Source organism: Anoxybacillus sp. ST4 (assembly GCF_019448545.1).
In the GTDB taxonomy this organism is placed as follows: domain Bacteria; phylum Bacillota; class Bacilli; order Bacillales; family Anoxybacillaceae; genus Anoxybacillus; species Anoxybacillus pushchinoensis.
On record NZ_JAHZOE010000011.1, the window covers coordinates 56,398 to 76,520 of the forward strand.

A 20,123-nucleotide genomic window follows, 5' to 3' on the forward strand; every position below is an offset into this window, starting at 1 on the left:
CCTCATACATCAATTTGTGCTCGTTGTAATTTCCCGCTATAATCGACATAAATACTTTTCCACTCCGTAAAAACATCAAGTGCCGCTACCCCTGAATCACGGTGTCCATTTCCCGTTCCCTTTGTTCCACCGAACGGCAAATGAATTTCTGCTCCGGTCGTTCCTGCATTGACGTATACAATTCCTGTATCGAAATCGCGCATCGCTGTAAACGCGCGATGAATATCACGAGTAAAAATCGCGCTCGAAAGTCCATAATCAACGCTGTTATTCACTTCAATTGCTTCTTCTAAACTACGAACAGATATAATCGACGTAACGGGACCGAAAATTTCTTCCCGTGCAATAGTCATTGTTGGTGTGACGTTTGTAAACAATGTTGGTGCATAATAAAATCCATTTTTATATTGTTCTCCTTGCATCACATGCCCACCTGCAAGTAACGTTGCTCCTTCGTTTTTTCCGATTTGAACGTAATGATCAATTTTTTGCAATGCATCTCGATTAATGACCGGTCCTACTTTCACACCTTCCTCTAATCCGTTTCCAACCGTTAATGTTTTCATAGCCGAAAGCAATCGTTCTTCTACTTGTTTTTTCACACGCTCGTGCACGATTACACGACTACATGCGGTGCAACGCTGACCCGATGTACCAAAAGCGCTCCATATAATCGCCTCAACAGCGAGCGTTATATTTGCATCATCCATGACGATAATGGCATTTTTCCCACCCATTTCAAGCGACACTTTTTTCAAATGTCGTCCACACGTTTCAGCAATTCGCCGTCCAACTTCGTTTGATCCAGTAAATGAAATGACTTTTACGTCACGATGTTCAACAAGCGCTTCGCCAACGACAGAACCACGTCCATGCACAACATTAAACACACCGTTTGGTAAGCCAGCCTCCTCGAATATTTGCGCAAGTTGTTGAGCCATGATCGGTGTTTCTAACGCTGGTTTCCAAACAACCGCATTGCCAGCAATGATCGCAGGGAACGACTTCCACGTGGCAATAGCTATTGGAAAATTCCAAGGGGTAATTAAACCAACAACACCAATTGGCGCGCGAACGCTCATCGCAAACTTATTTGGAAGCTCTGATGGCGTCGTATCCCCGAATAGTCGCCTTCCTTCTCCTGCCATATAAAACGCCATATCGATTCCTTCTTGCACTTCACCTTTTGCTTCTTCTATTACTTTCCCCATCTCCATTGTCAATAGGCGGGCAAGTTGTTCTTTCCTTTCTTGTAGCAACATGCCGACTTTATAAAGTACTTCTGCTCGTTTTGGGGCCGGCACAAGCGCCCATGTTTTTTGCGCACGCTTTGCCGCCGACACCGCCTGTTTGACATCTTGTTCATTTGATAATGTTACTTCCCCGATGCTTTCACCCGTAGCTGGATTTATAATTGAAACAAATTGCCCACTTGTCGATGGTATCCATCGTCCATCCATATAGTTTAATACTTTCATTTTTTTCCTCCTCTCGCCTGTTCAACAGTTAAAAATGGGGATAGGACGCTCGGATCTGTCATAACTTCGATGACTGTTGGCTTATCGTTTTGGAGCGCTTTTGTGAGCGCAGTTGAAAATTGTTTTTCTGTCTCTACACGTATGCCATCAGCCCCGAAACTACGCGCCAAGCTTGCAAATGATATATCCCCTAACTCTGTTCCAATGACACGATTAGGGTAACGAAGTTCTTGATACATGCGAATCGTCCCATACATCTTATTGTTAAATACAAGACTAATAACAGGGATGTTGTATCGAACTGCCGTTTCTAGCTCTTGTATTGTCATCATAAATCCCCCATCCCCACTTAGCGAAACGACAGGACGATGCGGTTTTGCCAATTTTGCCCCAATGGCTGCCGGTAATCCGTATCCCATCGCTCCTGATGTTGGCCCAATATATGTATGTTCACAAAATTGAAAAAATGAGTGGAGCCAACTTGCAAAATTGCCGGCATCATTCGTAATGATCGTTTGAGATGGAAGAATATGTTGAAGATTGTTGATGATGACTTCGTTTATGTTACGTTTGACCGATGGAAGCGATGATAATTGTTCATATGTTTCTCGTCGTTTTTTCACCCACGCCGTCCATGTCGGTTGAAGCTGAATGGTGAGCAACCGTTTTAATGCTTCCTTTGCATCGGAAACAACGCCAATGTGTGGAGAATATGTTACGCCGATGACATCGTAATCGATATCGATGTGGATGAGTTGTTGGTTTGATAATAACTTATAATCTTGTGTCGTCACTTCTGACAAACGTGTGCCGATCGCTAAAACAACATCAGCCTGCTCAACTGTCTCAATTATATTTCGTGGCGTCCCTAAGCCGAGATGACCAACATAAAGCGGATGGTCATTTGGAAATACATCGTGCCGACGAAAAGACGACATGACAGGCAGCGACCATTTTTCCACAAATAAACGAAAAACTTCTCTCGCTTCCGACCATATAATTCCACCCCCGGCAATGACAACTGGTCGCTTCGCTGACTGCAACAACCGCTCAATGCGCTGAATGTCTGCTTCGTTCGGTGCTGGTTTCGGAACAATCGTTTTTGAAAACGTGACATTATCAATTTGCTCATGTAGAAGATCTTCTGGGAGTGAAACGACAACCGGTCCAGGCCTTCCTGTTTGGGCAATTCGAAACGCCCGAGTTAGTAATTCAGGTAATCTTTTCGCATCATAAACTTCTACAGCCCATTTTGCTAGCGGACGAAAAAACGCTTCAACATCTATTTCTTGAAATCCTTCACGTCCTCGAAATGTCCGTGCAACTTGTCCTAACAATACAACCATCGGGGTTGAATCTTGCTTAGCAGTATGAATACCAATTGCTGCATTCGTAGCCCCAACTCCCCTTGTCGCCATAACGACGCCGACTTTTCCGCTTGCTTTTGCATATCCTTCAGCCATAAACGTCGCTCCACCTTCATGTCGGGCGGAAATGAGTTGGATCGTCTGTTCGGAAAAAAGGGCATCAAGTATTGGTAAATAACTTTCTCCTGGCACACAAAAGACGTGAGAAATGTCCTCACTTTTTAGGCATCGGACAACCGCTTCACATACATTCACTTCGATCCCTCCCCTCTTTTTGTATCATGTATACACAAATGAAATCATTTTATGCCCTAGCGAAAAAAAAGAGGAGTATATCCCTCTCCTTACTTTGTGAAACTGTTGATCCATTCTATATCCCCCTTTCACATATTTGGATGCGGACGAATAGAAATTGTTTGGTACGCTGTAAAAAATTCGATAGCCGCTTGCCCTTGTTCGCGCGTGCCTGAACTTGATTGCTTCATCCCACCAAACGGTGCTTGCGGCTCCGCCCCTCCTGTCTCACCATTTACTTGCACCATTCCTGCTTCGATACGTTCAATAAAGTAAAGCGCTTTTGATAAGTCGTTTGTAAATAATGAGGCACTTAAACCGTAAATGCTGTCGTTGGCCATTTCAATCGCTTCATCAATGGATGATGCTTCAACTATTGATAGCACAGGACCAAATATTTCTTCTCTCGCAATCGTTGCCCGATGTGATACAGAATCGAATACAGTTGGCTCAATGTACCAGCCTTCAGCGTTGCTCGCTCCCCCTCCGACAAGAAGTCGCCCTTCTTGTTTTCCGATACGAATGTAACGCTGAACCGTCTCGAACTGCCCTTTTGATACAACTGGTCCCATTGTCACTTGTTCATCCATTCCGTTGCCCACTCGAATGCGACCTACGTGCTCCACTACACACTCCCGAAATGCATCGATGACCTCTTTTTCGACAAATACTCGACTTGTTGCGGTACAACGTTGCCCCGTTTGTTTCATCGCCCCTTCTACTACAAGTCGAGCAGCAAAATCGATATGTGCATCTTTTAACACGATGGCCGGATTTTTGCCACCGAGTTCGAGCTGATATTTCGCGCCACGAGCTGCCGCTTTTTTTGCAATCTCACTACCAATTGCGTTTGAACCTGTAAACGTAATGGCATCTACTCCATCATGCTCAACAATCGCATCGCCAATTGTGCTACCGCGACCGACAACGAAGTTTAAAACCCCCGGAGGCAACCCGGCTTCTACAAACAATTCAACGATGCGCGCACCTGTCGCACTTGCTTCCAATGCCGGCTTAAATACGACCGTATTACCATAAACGAGAGCAGGAGCAATTTTCCATATTGGAATTGCTAGCGGAAAGTTCCATGGTGCGATCACAGCAACAACACCGACAGGAACACGTTTTGTAAAAAATAAGTTTTTGGCATCAAACGATGGCAATACTTCGCCTATTTTTCTCAGTCCTTCGCCAGCATAATATCGCAAAATGGCCGCGCTCCGGTACACTTCTCCTTTCGTTTCAGCAAATCGTTTTCCCATTTCTTTTGTAGCTAATGTCGCTAATTCATCTGCATATTGCTCAAATAAATAAGCCACTTTTTGTAAATAACCGCCACGCTCCGGTGCCGAAGTTTGCGCCCACTTTTTCTTCGCTTTCACTGCAGCACGTACCGCTTCGTCTACATCGTGAACAGATGAGCCCGCAACGACCGCAACAAGCTCTTTCTGATCTGCTGGATTATAGCGCTCAATCACTTCATTTTTTCCTTCGATCCACTGACCATCAATGTAGTTTTTTACTTTTCGCATCATTTCACCACCTTTTGTTGTACTTCTGCTAACAGCTCACGTAAAATTGAAAATCCGCGCTCGAGCTGTTCGTCCGTCATCACTAACGGTGGTAAGAAACGAACGACGTTGCTATACAATCCGGCGCTCAAAAAAATCGCACCGCGCTTCCATGCATGCGAAACGATATATGCTGTTTGTTCTTTTGCTGGCGTTTTGTTCTCGTGGTCTGTCACCAGTTCAATCGCGCACATTGCCCCAAGTCCACGCACATCGCCGATGATGTCAAATTGTTGCTTCATTTCTGTTAGAAGCGACATCATCTTTTCACCAAGATGACGCGCACGCACGATTAACTGCTCTTCTTCAATCACATCTAAAACAGCTAGTGCAGCGGCGCATGCAAGCGGACTTCCAGAAAACGTACCACCAAGCTGACCGACTTCTGGAGCATCCATCATTTCACTTCGACCAACGACTGCGCTAATTGGTACACCAGCTCCCATTGATTTTGACAACGTCATTAAATCAGGTGCTACACCAAAGTGCTCCATCGCAAACATTCGACCTGTTCGAGCAAAACCCGTCTGAATTTCATCAGCAATCATCACGATGCCATGTTCATCACAAATGCGACGAATAGCCTGCATAAATTTTGCCGATGGAACGACAAACCCACCTTCTCCTTGTACAGGTTCAATGATGATTGCCGCCACATGATCAGGTGCCACTTCTGCGATGAAAAACTGCTGAAGTGCTTGAATAAGCTGATCATCAACTTCATCTGCTGTTTGCCCGTTAGCGCGGTAGTAATACGGATATGGGAATTTATACACTTCTGGGGCAAACGGGCCGAACCCTTTTTTATATGGCATGACTTTGCTCGTTAAAGACATCGTTAATAGCGTTCGTCCATGGTATCCACCTGTAAATGATACGACGGCAGGACGTCCCGTATACTTTCTAGCAATTTTCACAGCGTTCTCAACCGCTTCAGCCCCACTATTTAAAAAGATCGCTTTTTTCGGAAAATCTCCCGGTGTTAACTCATTCAACTTTTCCGCCAATAGCACATACGATTCATACGGTGTAACATGGAAACAAGGATGAATATATGCGGCTGCCTGTTGCTGAATGGCAGCAACAACTTTCGGATGGCAATGTCCAACGTTTTGTACCCCGATCCCTCCTGCAAAATCGATGTATTCGCGATCATTTATATCGCGAATGATCGCCCCTTTCGCTTCTTTAATAAAAATCTCCGTTACATTGTACGGCGCCCGCGCCACTGCTTTTCTTCTTCGTTCCATCCAATTCGACATCATCTCTCCTCCTTCGACAAATAAAAAGCCAGTTTAATCATTGTAACGACACAATGACTAAACTGGCTGGTGCTTATGAACGGCTCGTCGCCAAGACGAGTCAAATAAGCTCCACAGTTTTTATAGTTATTTGCTTTCTATTTTAAGACAATCTATTTATTTTTGTCAAACTATTTTTAAAATAAAAAATATTTACAAAATAAAAGTGCTGTTCTATAATTAAAATAGCTATCCCAACTAAACAGCTAACCGTTTGGCCTCGGATAGCAATGTCATTTGCTTATGAAAGAACTGTTCCGATTCGACCGACTTTCTCTTCGAAAGGCACGCTCGGGTCGTTTATGCCAGTTCCTTTCCAGGATATTTTAGGAAAGGACTGGCTTTTTTTATTCACAAGAAAAAGAAATGGAGGTGAGCGAATGAAAGGAGCTTTAGAAGGAATTCGTGTTGTAGACTTGACACGCGTCCTCGCTGGTCCGTATGCCACTATGATTTTAGGCGATCTCGGAGCAGATGTGATCAAAGTCGAAGCACCTGGCGGATCAGACGATACAAGATTTTGGGGACCCCCATTTCAAAATGGCATGAGTGCTTATTATGCAGCAGTTAATCGAAACAAACGAAGCATCACTATAAATCTAAAAGAAGAAAAAGGAAAAGAAACGATTCGCCAGCTCGTTAAAACAGCAGACGTCTTCATTCACAACTTTAAAACAGGAACGATGGAGCGGCTCGGGCTTGGATATGACCAGTTATCTCTAATCAATCCAAAACTCATTTATTGTTCCATTACTGGATTTGGAGAGACGGGGCCGTATCATCATTTAGCCGGCTACGACTATATTATTCAAGCGATGAGCGGTTGGATGAGCATTAACGGAACAGAACAATCCGGACCATTGAAAGTCGGGGTCGCTGTCACGGACATCTTTACAGGTTTGTATGCTGCCATTGCCGTACAAGCAGCGTTGATCGCTCGTGAAAAAACGGGACGTGGGCAAAAAATTGACTTAAGCTTGTTTGATTGCGCTATAAGTACGCTTGTGAACGTCGCTTCAAACTATTTAATGTCCGGTGAAGTGCCGAAACCGTTAGGAAACGATCATCCAAATATCGTCCCGTATTCAACATATGAAGCAAGCGACGGTTTGTTTGTCGTTGCAGTTGGAAATGATCGACAATTCCAAGCGCTATGCGAACTATTAGAAGATCAAACAATTGGTGCAGACGAACGATTTCGCACAAATGCTAGTCGAGTCGCCCATCGCCACGAGTTGAATGGTCGGCTGAACAAAGAGTTAAAAAAGAAAACGCGTGCGGAATGGCAACAATTATTCGAGCAAAAAGGCATTCCCTGTGGTCCTGTTTACACTATTCACGAAGCGTTTCAACACCCGCAAACATTGGCAAGAGATATGATCGTCAACATGGAGCATCCATATGTCGGGACATTAAAGCTCGTCGGATCACCGTTAAAATTTTCTGAAACGGCTGTGTCCTATCGACTCTTCCCTCCTCTTGCAGGAGAACATAACGATCACATATCACCATTAAACGATATGGAGGAATGAATGATGATGAACTTTGACTTTACCCAAGAACAAGAACTATTACGCCAAACAGTAAGAAAATTTGTTGATAAAGAAATTTTACCGTACATGAAAGAATGGGATGAACGCGGCTACTTCGATCCAAACATTTTGAAGCGACTGGCGGAATTAAATTTAATGGGCGTATGCATCCCAGAACAATACGGTGGAATGGGAATGGACTACAATTCGTTAGCGATCGTATGCGAAGAGCTAGAACGAGGAGATACAGCGTTTCGTACCGCCGTTTCCGTCCACACAGGATTGAACAGCTTAACACTTTTACAATGGGGAACAGAAAAACAAAAACAAAAATATCTTGTCCCCCAAGCAAAAGGAGAAAAAATTGGCGCATTCGGATTAACGGAACCAAACGCCGGTTCAGATGTTGCCGCCATCTCTACAACTGCTGTGCGCGATGGGGATGACTACATTTTAAATGGGCAAAAAACGTGGATTTCGCTTTGTGACATTGCTGATCATTTTATCGTTTTTGCTTACACAGATAAATCGAAAAAGCATCGCGGTATTTCTGCTTTTATCGTTGAACGTACGATGCCTGGTTTTTCATCGCGTCCTATTAAAGGAAAGCTCGGCATTCGTGCTGGCAATACGGGCGAGTTATTTTTCGACAACGTGCGCGTTCCGAAAGAAAATTTACTCGGCGAAGAAGGAGAAGGATTTAAAATTGCGATGTCTGCACTCGATAACGGACGGTTTACTGTCGCTGCTGGAGCATGCGGTTTAATTATGGCTTGTTTAGAAGCGAGCGTGAAATATTGTCATGAACGAAAAACGTTCGGCAAAGAAATTGGGCGTCATCAACTTGTTCAACAAATGATCGCAAACATGGAAGCTGGTTTACAAATGAGCCGCTTGCTCGTATATAAAGCCGGATTTTTGAAAAATAAAGGAAGAAGAAATACGCGCGAAACATCGCTCGCGAAATGGATAGCGTGCGACTTCGCAAACAAAGCCGCTGATGATGCGGTACAAATTCATGGGGCGTACGGCTACTCAAATGAATATCCAGTAGAACGATATTTACGTAACTCGAAAGCGCCTGTCATTTACGAAGGAACGCGAGAAATTCACACAATTATGCAAGCGGAGTACGTTCTTGGTTATCGTCAAGATAAACCGCTTCGCAAAATGCTCCCTCCTTGGGAAGAAAAATAGAAGGTGCCGCGAGCACCTTCTATTTTTCAGCATGCATCTTCTCTTCTAACTTACAATATTGCTTGTATAAATCTTTTAGTGCTGCACATAACGCTTGATTTGCTTTCCCTAAGTATCCTTCATGCAATTGGGCAAGCGGTTCGTCAATTCCGTCTTTTAACGAATGTCCTTTTAACAACCGGGCAACGTAATCGCGACCGTGCTCCGTCGCCAATGTACACGACGCATCGACGATGACACCATACTTTTTGTCTACCTCCGCTGTAATCGTAAGCGTATCAAACACGCTTTTTGCTGCCATCCCTGAAGGCAATCGCGCATGACCTGCAATAAATTGCGTATTCATTCCCTTCCCCCCATAGTCTTTACTTCTTCAATTATAACGGAGGATCGTTTTACAGTTATAAACATCATTTCGACAAAATGCGCTAAATTTTCATAATGCCGCCTGTACTTGCTGAAGTGACGAGCTTTGAGTAGCGAGCTAAATATCCTGTTTTCACTTTCGGCTCAAAGCCCTTCCAATTTGCTTTCCGCTTTTCCCATTCTTCTTCAGGGACGTGAACATCAATCGTTCGCTTCACAATGTCAATGACAATATGGTCACCGTTTTGTACAAAAGCAATCGGTCCCCCTTCCGCTGCTTCTGGCGACACATGGCCGATCGACAATCCACGGGATGCGCCAGAAAAACGACCGTCCGTAATGAGCGCTACTTTCGTTCCTAGTCCCATGCCAACAATTTGCGATGTTGGGGCTAACATTTCTGGCATTCCCGGTCCACCTTTTGGACCTTCATAACGAATGATAACGACATGCCCCGGTTGTACTCTTCCTGCCGCAATGCCCTCGAGCGCTTCTTCTTGAGAGTCAAAGACGATCGCGGGTCCCTCATGACGGGTAATGCCACCTTGGATACCGCCTGTTTTAATAATTGCGCCATCTGGGGCTAAATTGCCGAACAATACAGCCAACCCACCCGTTTCTGAATACGGATTGTCAATCGGACGAATGACTTCATAATTTTTCACTTCACAGCCTGCAATATTTTCCCCAAGTGTTTTACCTGACACAGTGAGAGCATCTAAATGAAGCGTGCCCTCTTTTTTAGATAGCTCATATAATACGGCAGACACGCCGCCTGCTTCGTGTAAGTCTTCAATATGCATATCGGACGCTGGGGCAAGCTTAGCTAAATGCGGCACGCGGGAAGCTACTTCATTAATGCGTTCAAGCGGATAATGAATACCTGCTTCATTGGCAATGGCTAGCGTATGTAACACCGTATTCGTTGAGCCGCCGAGCGCCATATCGAGCGCAAACGCGTTATCAATTGCCTTTTCTGTTACAATATCACGCGGTTTAATATCGTTCTCAATTAAATACATTAACTGTTGAGCCGAACGACGCACAAATTCTTTTCGTGCTGGATCAATAGCTAAAATCGTGCCGTTACCAGGAAGCGCTAAGCCGAGCGCCTCGGCTAAACAGTTCATGGAATTGGCCGTAAACATACCTGAGCATGAACCACATGTCGGACAGCCGTACTGTTCAAGTTCTTGTAACCCTTTTTCGTCGATTTTTCCGGCTTGATATGCACCGACTCCTTCAAATACAGAAGAGAGCGAAATTTTTTTCCCATCGCTCGTCACACCTGCTTTCATCGGTCCTCCGCTTACAAAAATAGTCGGGATATTTAATCGCATCGCCGCCATCATCATGCCAGGTGTAATTTTATCGCAGTTCGGAATGCATACCATCCCATCAAACCAATGGGCAGAAACGACCGTCTCAACAGAGTCAGCAATAATTTCTCGGCTCGGCAACGAATACCGCATACCAATATGTCCCATCGCAATGCCATCATCGACGCCGATGGTGTTCATTTCAAACGGAACACCACCGGCCTCACGAATTGCCTCTTTCACAATTTTACCAAACTCCTGCAAATGAACGTGACCTGGGATAATATCAATATACGAGTTCACAACCGCAATAAACGGCTTATGAAAATCTTCTTCTTTTACCCCTGCCGCACGCAATAAACTGCGATGTGGCGCGCGGTCAAATCCTTTTTTAATCATATCGCTACGCAAAACAAATCCCTCCATCCTTTTCTGAACTTATTAAAAAACATTGTAACACTTTTTAAAATAAAATGACAATTCTAAAAATAAAAATCTCTTTTTCTACAAAAATGCAGAAAAAGAGATTTTTTAAATATGCACTTTCGCAGATGTCCCCCTCTCAATCCCCCATAAGAAAATGATTCATTTCTTTCGCTGCTTCGCGTCCTTCATGAATCGCCCAAACAACAAGGCTTTGTCCACGTCTTGCATCACCTGCGACAAATACACCTTCGACATTCGTCTTGTATGCTTTACTAACTGTCTCGATTCCAAACTGTTGTAAAAGTTGCGGTTCTGGTCTTTCAAAACCAATAGCGATCAATACGAGATCACACGGCCATATTTTCTCTGTACCTGGAATTTCTTTAAATACAGCACGCCCTTGATCATCTATTATTTTTTCCATTTGGATCGTATGCAGTTCTTTTACTCTCCCTCTCTCATCACCAACGATTTTTTTCGTTTGAATACAATATTGACGCGGGTCATTGCCGAACTTCGCTTCCGCTTCTTCATATGCGTAGTCAACTGTAAATACAAGCGGGTATTGCGGCCATGGATTATCGTTTGTACGCTCTTTTGGCAATGCCGGATGTTTGCCGAATTGCACAACGCTTTTACATTGTTGCCGCAATGCCGTCGCGACACAGTCAGCCCCTGTATCGCCACCACCGATTACGATGACATGTTTATGTTTGGCATCAATAAACGCTTCATCTTTTTCGCCGGTAAGCAGCCATTTTGTCGTCATTGTCAAGTAGTCCATCGCAAAATGAACGCCATCAAACTCGCGTCCTTCGATCATAAGATCGCGTTGCTTTTGTGCTCCAATACAAAGCACAACCGCATCATATTGTTTGCGCAATTCATCAATCGCCAAATCTTTTCCGACTTCTATGTTTGTAACAAACGTAATTCCTTCTTTTTCAAGCAAGCGTACACGTCTCTCAACGACGTCTTTTCCAAGTTTCATATTCGGAATGCCGTACATCAACAAACCACCAATTCGATCCGCGCGCTCATACACAGTGACAAAATGACCAGCTTGATTTAGTTCATCTGCACAAGCTAACCCTGCAGGACCAGAGCCAATGACGGCCACCTTTTTTCCGGTTCTTTTTTTCGGAATGCGCGGTTGAACCCACCCTTCCTCAAACGCTTTGTCAATAATTGCTCGTTCAATTCCTTTAATCGCTACCGCTGGATCAGAAATCGCTACTGTACACGATCCTTCGCACGGCGCTGGGCAAACGCGTCCTGTAAATTCCGGGAAATTATTTGTCTTCACTAACCGTTCAAACGCCTCTTTCCATCTTCCACGATACACAAGGTCGTTCCATTCTGGAATGAGATTATGAATCGGACAGCCAGATGTTAAGCCTTGAAGCTCTATGCCCATATGACAAAATGGCGTACCGCAATCCATACATCGCGCACCTTGTCTCGCTAGCGTGTCGGTTGAAAATGGATCAGTATATTCTTTCCAATCATTTAAACGGGAAAGAGGATGACGTTTTTTTTCTTCTTCCCGCGCATATTCGATAAAGCCTGTTGCTTTCCCCATCATTCTCCCCCTTTCACCTATTTCGGAAGCGTTCGCTTATTTCGCGACCGCTTCCATCACTTTCACACCTTTTTTGTTTACAACTGTTTCAAACGCCTCAAATACCGCTTCGTCGTGTGATAAACCACGCCGCTTCATCGCCTCGATTGTTTCAATCATCAATTTATAGTTTTTCGGGATCACTTTGACGATCCGTTTGACTACATCGTCCCAATTCGCAAGCACATATGCTGCCTTTGGACTTTCTGTATATTTGTAATGTTTCACAATCATTTCGCGCACATCGCTTCTTTCTTTTTCATCGACTAAGGACTCAAATAAAACGAGTTCACGGTTCGCGTTTTTTTGCCACGTATCATCGTAAGCGAATACGTAAGCTACACCACCAGACATTCCAGCAGCGAAATTTTTTCCGATTGATCCGAGAATAACGACGCGCCCTCCGGTCATATACTCACAGCCATGATCCCCTACTCCTTCAACGACCGCATGCACGCCGCTATTTCGAACACAAAAACGCTCGCCGGCGCGACCGCGAATATACGCTTCACCGCTCGTCGCTCCATAAAAAGCCACGTTTCCGATAATCACTTGATCGCTACATGCAAACGTTGCCTCGTGCGGCGGACGAATAATGACTTTGCCCCCCGATAAACCTTTTCCGACGTAATCATTCGCATCGCCAATTAATGTCATCGTCATTCCTTTTGGTACGAACGCCGCAAAACTTTGCCCAGCGGAACCGTGAAAACATAACTGAATCGTATCTTCTGCAAGCCCTTCTTCACCGTATCGTTTCGATATTTCGCTGCCGACAATCGTGCCAACTGTACGATGAACGTTTTGGATGGCAACTTGCAATTGTACCGGCTCTTTTTGTTCAATTGCCCGCTTGACCGCTGGCAAAATGACCGTATCATCAAGCGTTCGATCAAGATGATGATTTTGTGGTCTAGAAAACGTTCGCACTCCTTCCACTTGATACAATAAACGCGACAAATCTAAATGTTTCGCTTTCCAATGTTGCTTAGCGCGCTCGCTCACTTTTAATACATCGACGCGCCCAACCATTTCTTCCATTGTCCGAAAACCGAGCTGCGCCATTATTTCACGTACTTCCTGAGCGATAAAATACATGAAATTGACGATATGCTCGGGCTTGCCTGTAAATTTCGCACGCAGTTCTGGATTTTGTGTTGCAACCCCGACTGGACAAGTATCCAAATGACAAACGCGCATCATGACACACCCTAAAACGACTAGCGGAGCTGTCGCAAATCCAAACTCTTCCGCTCCGAATAACGCTGCCATGACGACATCGCGGCCTGTCATCAATTTTCCGTCTGTTTCTAGTACGACGCGATCGCGCAACCCGTTTAACATGAGCGTTTGGTGCGTCTCAGCTAAACCTAGCTCCCACGGAAGCCCTGCGTGTTTAATGCTCGTTTTCGGCGAAGCCCCTGTACCTCCGTCATATCCGCTAATAACAATAACATCAGCGCCCCCTTTTGCCACTCCAGCCGCGATAGTGCCGACACCCGACTTAGCGACGAGCTTCACGCTAATACGGGCGTGCCGATTCGCATTTTTTAAGTCGTAAATGAGCTGCGCTAAATCTTCAATAGAATAAATATCATGATGCGGCGGCGGCGAAATGAGCTCTACCCCTGGCGTAGATCCGCGCACTTTTCCGATCCATGGATATACTTTGTTTGCAGGAAGCTGTCCCCCTTCTCCTGGTTTTGCCCCTTGCGCCATTTTTATTTGCAACTCATCAGCATGAACTAAATAGTGACTTTTCACACCAAAACGGCCGGAAGCAACTTGTTTGATCGCACTGCGGCGAAGATCACCATGTTCATCCCTCACGTAGCGACGCGGGTCTTCACCACCTTCTCCGCTATTACTTTTTCCACCGATGCGGTTCATCGCAATGGCGAGCGCTTCATGCGCCTCTTCGCTTAATGAGCCGTACGACATTGCTCCCGTTTTAAATCGGCGCACAATCGCTTCTACCGGCTCGACTTCCTCGATCGGAACAGGCTTACGCGTATGATCAAAATCGAACAAATTGCGTAAAAATGTCATTTGTTCTTCATTTGCCATGTTGGAATATTGCTTAAATAACTCATAGTCATTTTTTCGACATGCCCATTGTAACGTGTGAATCGTTTTCGGATTGAACGCATGATGCTCACCATTTTTACGCCATTGCAGTTCGCTCCCTGACTCTAAAGTATGATCATAAGACGCTTGGAACGCTTGCATATGTCGCATTTTTGCTTCTTGTGCAATTTCGTTTAAGCCGATCCCGCCAATTTGTGACGCTGTTCCTGTAAAATATCGTTCAATAACATCGTTGCCAATACCGATTGCCTCAAAAATTTGCGCACCGCGATAGCTTTGCACTGTTGAAATGCCCATTTTTGACATCACTTTTACAACGCCATCTGTCGCTGCCTTTTTATACGTTTCGACCGCATGTTCATATGTGGACGCGATCACCCCGTTTTCGACCGCTTCACGAATCGTCTCAAAAGCTACATATGGATTAATTGCATCCGCTCCGTAACCGATTAACGCAGCGAAATGATGTACTTCGCGCGCTTCCCCACTTTCAACAATTAAACTCACTTTCGTGCGCGTCCCTTTCCGCACGAGATGTTGATGCACCGCGCTGACTGCCAAAAGAACAGGCATGGCTATGCGCTGCTCATTCATTGAGCGATCGGATAAAACAATTAACGTCACACCATTAGCAATTGCTTCATCTACTGCTTGACATAATTCGTCTAACGCTTCTTTTAAATCATTTGTAAAAACAGTAGACAATGTAACGCATAAAAATTCGCGGTACGGATTCATTCGCAATGCTTGTAATTGCTTGTTCGTGACAATTGGAGAATGCAAGCGAATGCGCCGCGCAGACGACTCATCTGGATGCAACACATCTCCTTCTTTTCCGAGCCACGTGACAGTGGATGTGACAACATATTCACGAATCGCATCAATCGGCGGGTTCGTTACTTGGGCGAACAATTGCTTGAAATAATTGAATAAACTTTGCGGACGTTCGGATAATACAGCTAGCGGCGTATCGTTGCCCATTGCTCCGGTTGGGTCTTTTCCTTCCGTCGCCATTGGAATGATCGTTTTTTCAACATCTTCATACGTATACCCAAACGCTTTCTGCCATGTGATAAGATTGTCAAACGGCTGTTCCTCATCTCCCGCAAACTGCTCGTCAAGTTGTTCAATAGAAACAGTTTGTTCGTTCACCCATTGACGATACGGATGCTTATGCGCAATTTGCTTTTTGACCTCTTCATCAGAAATGATTCGCCCTTCTTCTAAATCAATAAAAAGCATTTTTCCCGGGCTTAATCGCTCTTTATATAAAACTTGTTCCGGAGCTACATCAACGACCCCGACTTCCGATGAAAAAATAATATAGTCATCTTTTGTGACATAGTAACGAGCTGGACGAAGACCGTTGCGGTCGAGAATACCGCCAATTTGCTTGCCATTTGTGAATACGATTGCCGTTGGACCGTCCCACGGCTCCATCAGACAGCTGTAATATTCATAAAACGCTTTTTTATGTTCATCCATCTCTTTATCCCAATACCACGGTTCTGGGATCAACATCATCGCTGTTTCAGCAAGCGACTTTCCGGCTAAAACGAAAAACTCAAACGCGTTATCGAGCATGGAAGAGTCGCTTCCGTTCGTATCTAAAATCGGGAGTACTTTTTGTAAATCTTCTCCAAACATCGGGGAGGAAAACTGCTTCTCACGCGCCATCATCCAATGAATATTTCCGCGCAACGTATTAATCTCCCCGTTATGAATTAAATAACGATTCGGATGCGCTCGCTCCCAACTCGGAAACGTATTTGTGCTAAAGCGCGAATGAACAAGCGCAAACGCCGAACGAAATCGTTCATCTTGTAAGTCCATGTAAAAAGCATCCAACTGTTCTGGAGTCACTAATCCTTTGTAAACAATCGTGCGACTAGATAGACTCGCAAAATAATATTCATTGTTTTGCACGAACTTTTCCGCCCGTTTTCGAATGACGTATAACTTCCGTTCGAACTGTTGGTCATCAACGATATCATCGCTTGCTGCGATAAAAAGCTGCCGAATATACGGACGACTTTGCTTTGCTAATATTCCGAGTTTTTCGACACAAACAGGCACGTCACGCCATCCGAGCACCGTTTGCCCTTCTTCACGAACGATTTCATCTATTTGGCGTTCGAACATCGTTCTCGTTTGTTCATGATGTTCAAAAAAGAAAATCATTCCGACCCCATAACGCCCTTTAGGCGGAAGTGAAAACGGACAAACGGATCGAAAATAATCGTCCGGAATTTGTACCATGATTCCCGCACCATCACCCGTTTGCGGATCACTCCCTTGTCCTCCGCGATGTTCTAATTGCCGCAACATATGAAGGCCTTGTTGAACAATATGATGGGATGCTTCTCCTTTTAAGTGGGCATACAATCCAATTCCACATGCATCATGCTCAAATTGCGGACAGTACAATCCTTGAGCTTTCGGTAATCCTCTCATTTCAATCCCCCATTCCGTCGTCGTGTATGTTATGTATAATTGTAGGTTTCAATAATCATATAAACAATATATAATTTAGATAACATTTATCTTATTTTGAGAACGATAGAAAGAGGCGAGGGAAATGGAATTAAGGCAATTGATTTATTTTACAGAAGTGGCTAAGCGGGAACATGTGTCGGAAGCTGCTGAAGCATTGCATGTCGCCCAATCCGCGGTCAGTCGCCAAATCGCCAATTTAGAGGATGAACTCGGAGTGAAGCTATTTGAACGAGAAGGGAGAAATGTGAAACTAACCCCGATCGGTCGTCACTTTTTACAACATATTGAGTTAGCGTTAAAAGCGATTGATTATGCGAAACAACAAATTGAAGAATATTTAGATCCGGAACGCGGAACAATTAAAATTGGCTTTCCAACGAGTCTAGCGAGTTATACGATGCCGATGGTTATTTCGTCATTTAAACAACAACATCCACACATTTCTTTTCACTTACGTCAAGGGTCGTATAAATTTTTAATTGAGGCAGTAAAAAAACGAGAAATTGATTTAGCTTTTTTAGGCCCCGTTCCAACAGAAGAAAAAAGCATTCAAGGAGATATTTTATTTACGGAGTCATTCGCTGCGCTTATTCCGACAGATCATCCACTTAGCCAAAAACGAAGCATCGCGCTAAGTGAATTGCGACACGAACCATTTGTCATGTTTCCTCAAGGATTTATTTTGCGCAAAATAGTCGAAGATGCTTGTAAACAAGCCGGCTTTTCTCCAATCATTTCGTCGGAAGGGGAAGATTTAGACGCGATCAAAGGACTCGTTTCGGCCGGTATCGGTGTCACTTTATTGCCAGAAAGCACGTTTTACGAAACAACCCCGCGCTATACGGTGAAAGTGCCAATTGACCTCCCACTCGTCCGACGCAATGTCGGGATCATTTTACCTAAGTGCGATCTGCCACCATCTGTCAATGTATTTTATCAATTCGTCAAACAATTTTTCGCGATGTTAGATCGATATCAGTAAGCCAGCCTATACCATGCCGGCTTACTGTCCTTATACAGATAAATCAATGCCAACAACGCCAACGACATGCCCGTCTTGAACGATCGGCGCTGAAATGGTTAAACACGGACGCTTCGTTAACGCAGATGTATACACCGAAGAAACGTATATATTCCCTTTTGCAGCCTCAACAAACCACGGACGAGCTTTGGCATTTACAAGTCCCGCAGGAGGATTCGAATAAATGAACGTACCGTCCACCCGATTCGACCAAACAGCTTCTACATTTTCATTCATTTTTAAAAATTCATTTAAGTATGCCTCATGTTCACTTGTTTGTAAATGAGCAAGCGGATAAGAGCGTAAAAACAATGTAAGCTTTTCTTTCATTTGTTCAATCACATGTAGATCAACGGAAGTTGCCGTTACACGTTCATCGTTTTTTATAATTGTTTGCAACTCGTTCGATGTTTTTTCAATCGCTTCGTTCACTTGTAGCACCTGTTTCACATTTTCATGTTGTACATCCATATGTTTTGCAACTTCATGGGCATGATTTTTATTTTCCTGCACCATGGAAGAAATATATTCAAGCAAAGCCGAAATTTCTTGCACACTCGCCGTCTGTTCGTCGACCGATTGCGACGAATCGTGTGCCATTGCTGTCATATGATGAAGTCTTTCCCTAAAATCACATAAAACGAAAAAAATGTGATTCATTTCATTTGACCCGTTGTTAATTTGTTCTGTTTCTGATTTTACCATATGCATGGTTGAAGCGATCCCAGACTGAATAGACGATAAAATGTCCCGCGTTTGCTCTACGGCAGCTGACGTTTGGTTAGCTAATTTCCCAACTTCGTTTGCAACGACCGAAAACCCTTTCCCATGTTCCCCCGCACGGGCAGATTCAATATTCGCATTGAGCGCTAAAATACTCGTTCGCTGCGAGATAGAAGCAATCGTCGAAAGAATGTGATGAATTTCTTGTGAACGCTCTACTAACAGCTCCATTTGACGAAGAAGCGCATAATGACCTGTTCGCAAATCATCCATTTCACGTTGAAGGTTTTTTAAAGAGTGTAGCGAGCGGATCAGTTCGTTATAAGATGCTTCACTATCTGCATGAATGCGCTGAGAAACGTCTGAAATTTTTAATGCCGATCGTTCAATCATTTTCGTCTTCTCTTCTACTTGAGCTGTATAAATTACTGTTTTTTTCAAGCGGTCAATTAATTGGAATGTGCTCTGTTGCGTTGCGCTTGATGTTTCATCAAGCGAGGAAGCAGCTAATTTCATTTGCTCGACAACTGCCTTTAGCTGGTCAGCCGCTACTTCAATTTGATTGAGCGCCACGCTCTGCTTCGTTTCTTTCACCTCTTCTTTTCTTCGTCCCTTCTTTAACAAAAACATGTCTCCACCCTCTTACGTTATATTTCATAACATGAATATAACATAAATTGTTAGTAAAATAAACACTTCTATAAAAATTCAAAATATTTTTGTTTACGGTGTTGTTTTTCCAGAAAATACCCACATACGACTACCAATCCAATTGATAACTATTCCACTTATCGTTGCCATAAATTTACTTAAAAAAACTGAAAACATTTGATTGCATCCGTACAATACAATGATCGTCACCGTGAGAGAACAAAAGTTTAAAACGAGGAAACGAACAAATTGTTTCATAATTGCCCCCTTCACCCGAAATGTCCATATCCGATTCCACATATAGCTGTTTACTACCCCCGCACTATATGCAAAAGTTTGTGCCCACACTTGTGGCACATTAAGCGATACAAAGAAGAAAAAAAGCAACCAATCAACAACTGTATTACTTATCCCTACAACAATAAAACGAATAAATGTAACGTAACTAGACATCTATCACACCTTCTCAACAAATCTGTAACACATGTTGGATTTTTATGTTAATATAAAAAGGAAACAAATATCAAGTGGTGGAAATAATACAAATGTAACTATTCAGCCACATCATAAAGTGAGCTGAATATTTTTTGCTTTTCCTGTCTATGATGTGAATATTGATAGACAAGGAGGTGAATCACATGTTGACGGTACAACAAGCTGTATTTACAGTTG

Annotated in this window: 13 protein-coding genes; 3 read left to right on the forward strand and 10 right to left on the reverse strand. The window is 43.8% G+C overall.

Translation table 11 applies throughout. The features are described from left to right. Window positions 1–2 precede the first annotated feature (2 nt). The 4 genes from K1I44_RS08825 to gabT form a co-directional block, all read right to left on the reverse strand. Window positions 3–1,478, reverse strand: a complete 1,476-nt coding sequence (locus K1I44_RS08825) for an aldehyde dehydrogenase family protein (RefSeq protein ID WP_003395837.1) — start codon at window positions 1,476–1,478, stop codon at window positions 3–5. Further along, a complete protein-coding gene (locus K1I44_RS08830; protein ID WP_219985942.1) occupies window positions 1,475–3,100 on the reverse strand; it encodes a thiamine pyrophosphate-binding protein in 1,626 nt (541 codons plus the stop codon). Before K1I44_RS08830 ends, K1I44_RS08825 begins: the two co-directional genes overlap by 4 nt. Before the next feature lie 128 nt (window positions 3,101–3,228). Further along, the gene (locus tag K1I44_RS08835; protein WP_003395833.1) at window positions 3,229–4,671 is read right to left on the reverse strand and encodes an aldehyde dehydrogenase family protein; all 1,443 of its coding nucleotides are present in this window, start codon (window positions 4,669–4,671) and stop codon (window positions 3,229–3,231) included. Next, window positions 4,671–5,972 carry a 4-aminobutyrate--2-oxoglutarate transaminase gene (gene gabT, locus K1I44_RS08840; protein WP_003395832.1) on the reverse strand — a complete coding sequence of 434 codons (1,302 nt, stop codon included), beginning with the start codon at window positions 5,970–5,972 and terminating at the stop codon, window positions 4,671–4,673. Before gabT ends, K1I44_RS08835 begins: the two co-directional genes overlap by 1 nt. A 419-nt stretch (window positions 5,973–6,391) precedes the next feature. Between gabT and K1I44_RS08845 the strand changes: the two genes are divergently transcribed. Together K1I44_RS08845 and K1I44_RS08850 are read left to right on the forward strand one after the other, a co-directional pair. Continuing rightward, window positions 6,392–7,543 (forward strand): CaiB/BaiF CoA transferase family protein, encoded by a 1,152-nt coding sequence (locus K1I44_RS08845; RefSeq protein ID WP_219985943.1) that lies wholly within the window; start codon window positions 6,392–6,394, stop codon window positions 7,541–7,543. A gap of 3 nt (window positions 7,544–7,546) precedes the next feature. Then, complete coding sequence (locus tag K1I44_RS08850) at window positions 7,547–8,740, forward strand: acyl-CoA dehydrogenase family protein (RefSeq protein ID WP_003395828.1); 1,194 nt, start codon at window positions 7,547–7,549, stop codon at window positions 8,738–8,740. 19 nt (window positions 8,741–8,759) lie between these two features. Here K1I44_RS08850 and K1I44_RS08855 read toward each other — a convergent pair whose 3' ends face one another. The 4 genes from K1I44_RS08855 to gltB form a co-directional block, all read right to left on the reverse strand. Continuing rightward, the gene (locus tag K1I44_RS08855) at window positions 8,760–9,086 is read right to left on the reverse strand and encodes a DUF3870 domain-containing protein (RefSeq protein ID WP_003395822.1); all 327 of its coding nucleotides are present in this window, start codon (window positions 9,084–9,086) and stop codon (window positions 8,760–8,762) included. A gap of 82 nt (window positions 9,087–9,168) precedes the next feature. Next, on the reverse strand, window positions 9,169–10,851 hold the full coding sequence (gene ilvD / locus K1I44_RS08860; RefSeq protein ID WP_219985944.1) for a dihydroxy-acid dehydratase: 1,683 nt from the start codon (window positions 10,849–10,851) through the stop codon (window positions 9,169–9,171). A gap of 136 nt (window positions 10,852–10,987) precedes the next feature. After that, entirely contained in the window at window positions 10,988–12,433 is a 1,446-nt protein-coding gene (locus K1I44_RS08865) for a glutamate synthase subunit beta (RefSeq protein WP_219985945.1), read from the reverse strand. A gap of 36 nt (window positions 12,434–12,469) precedes the next feature. Beyond that, complete coding sequence (gene gltB, locus K1I44_RS08870) at window positions 12,470–17,014, reverse strand: glutamate synthase large subunit (protein ID WP_255573345.1); 4,545 nt, start codon at window positions 17,012–17,014, stop codon at window positions 12,470–12,472. Window positions 17,015–17,138: 124 nt separating this feature from the next. Here gltB and gltC point away from each other — a divergent pair, with 124 nt between their 5' ends. Next, window positions 17,139–18,038: a glutamate biosynthesis transcriptional regulator GltC gene (gltC, locus tag K1I44_RS08875; protein ID WP_219985946.1), complete on the forward strand. Its 900-nt coding sequence runs from the start codon at window positions 17,139–17,141 to the stop codon at window positions 18,036–18,038. Between the two features lie 30 nt (window positions 18,039–18,068). Here the strand turns inward: gltC and K1I44_RS08880 are convergent, their stop codons facing one another. Together K1I44_RS08880 and K1I44_RS08885 are read right to left on the reverse strand one after the other, a co-directional pair. After that, window positions 18,069–19,430, reverse strand: coding sequence for a methyl-accepting chemotaxis protein (locus tag K1I44_RS08880; protein WP_219985947.1), 1,362 nt, complete (start codon window positions 19,428–19,430; stop codon window positions 18,069–18,071). 93 nt (window positions 19,431–19,523) lie between these two features. After that, window positions 19,524–19,904, reverse strand: coding sequence for a GtrA family protein (locus K1I44_RS08885; RefSeq protein ID WP_003395805.1), 381 nt, complete (start codon window positions 19,902–19,904; stop codon window positions 19,524–19,526). Window positions 19,905–20,123: the final 219 nt, after the last annotated feature.

Excerpts from the sequence above, each read along its gene's own strand:
- K1I44_RS08825 (WP_003395837.1), bottom strand. The coding sequence starts at position 1,478 with ATGAAAGTATTAAACTATATGGATGGACGATGGATACCATCGACAAGT.
- K1I44_RS08835 (WP_003395833.1), bottom strand. The coding sequence starts at position 4,671 with ATGCGAAAAGTAAAAAACTACATTGATGGTCAGTGGATCGAAGGAAAA.
- gabT (WP_003395832.1), bottom strand. The coding sequence starts at position 5,972 with ATGTCGAATTGGATGGAACGAAGAAGAAAAGCAGTGGCGCGGGCGCCG.
- K1I44_RS08845 (WP_219985943.1), top strand. The coding sequence starts at position 6,392 with ATGAAAGGAGCTTTAGAAGGAATTCGTGTTGTAGACTTGACACGCGTC.
- K1I44_RS08850 (WP_003395828.1), top strand. The coding sequence starts at position 7,547 with ATGATGAACTTTGACTTTACCCAAGAACAAGAACTATTACGCCAAACA.
- K1I44_RS08855 (WP_003395822.1), bottom strand. The coding sequence starts at position 9,086 with ATGAATACGCAATTTATTGCAGGTCATGCGCGATTGCCTTCAGGGATG.
- ilvD (WP_219985944.1), bottom strand. The coding sequence starts at position 10,851 with ATGGAGGGATTTGTTTTGCGTAGCGATATGATTAAAAAAGGATTTGAC.
- K1I44_RS08865 (WP_219985945.1), bottom strand. The coding sequence starts at position 12,433 with ATGGGGAAAGCAACAGGCTTTATCGAATATGCGCGGGAAGAAGAAAAA.
- gltB (WP_255573345.1), bottom strand. The coding sequence starts at position 17,014 with ATGAGAGGATTACCGAAAGCTCAAGGATTGTACTGTCCGCAATTTGAG.
- gltC (WP_219985946.1), top strand. The coding sequence starts at position 17,139 with ATGGAATTAAGGCAATTGATTTATTTTACAGAAGTGGCTAAGCGGGAA.
- K1I44_RS08880 (WP_219985947.1), bottom strand. The coding sequence starts at position 19,430 with ATGTTTTTGTTAAAGAAGGGACGAAGAAAAGAAGAGGTGAAAGAAACG.
- K1I44_RS08885 (WP_003395805.1), bottom strand. The coding sequence starts at position 19,904 with ATGTCTAGTTACGTTACATTTATTCGTTTTATTGTTGTAGGGATAAGT.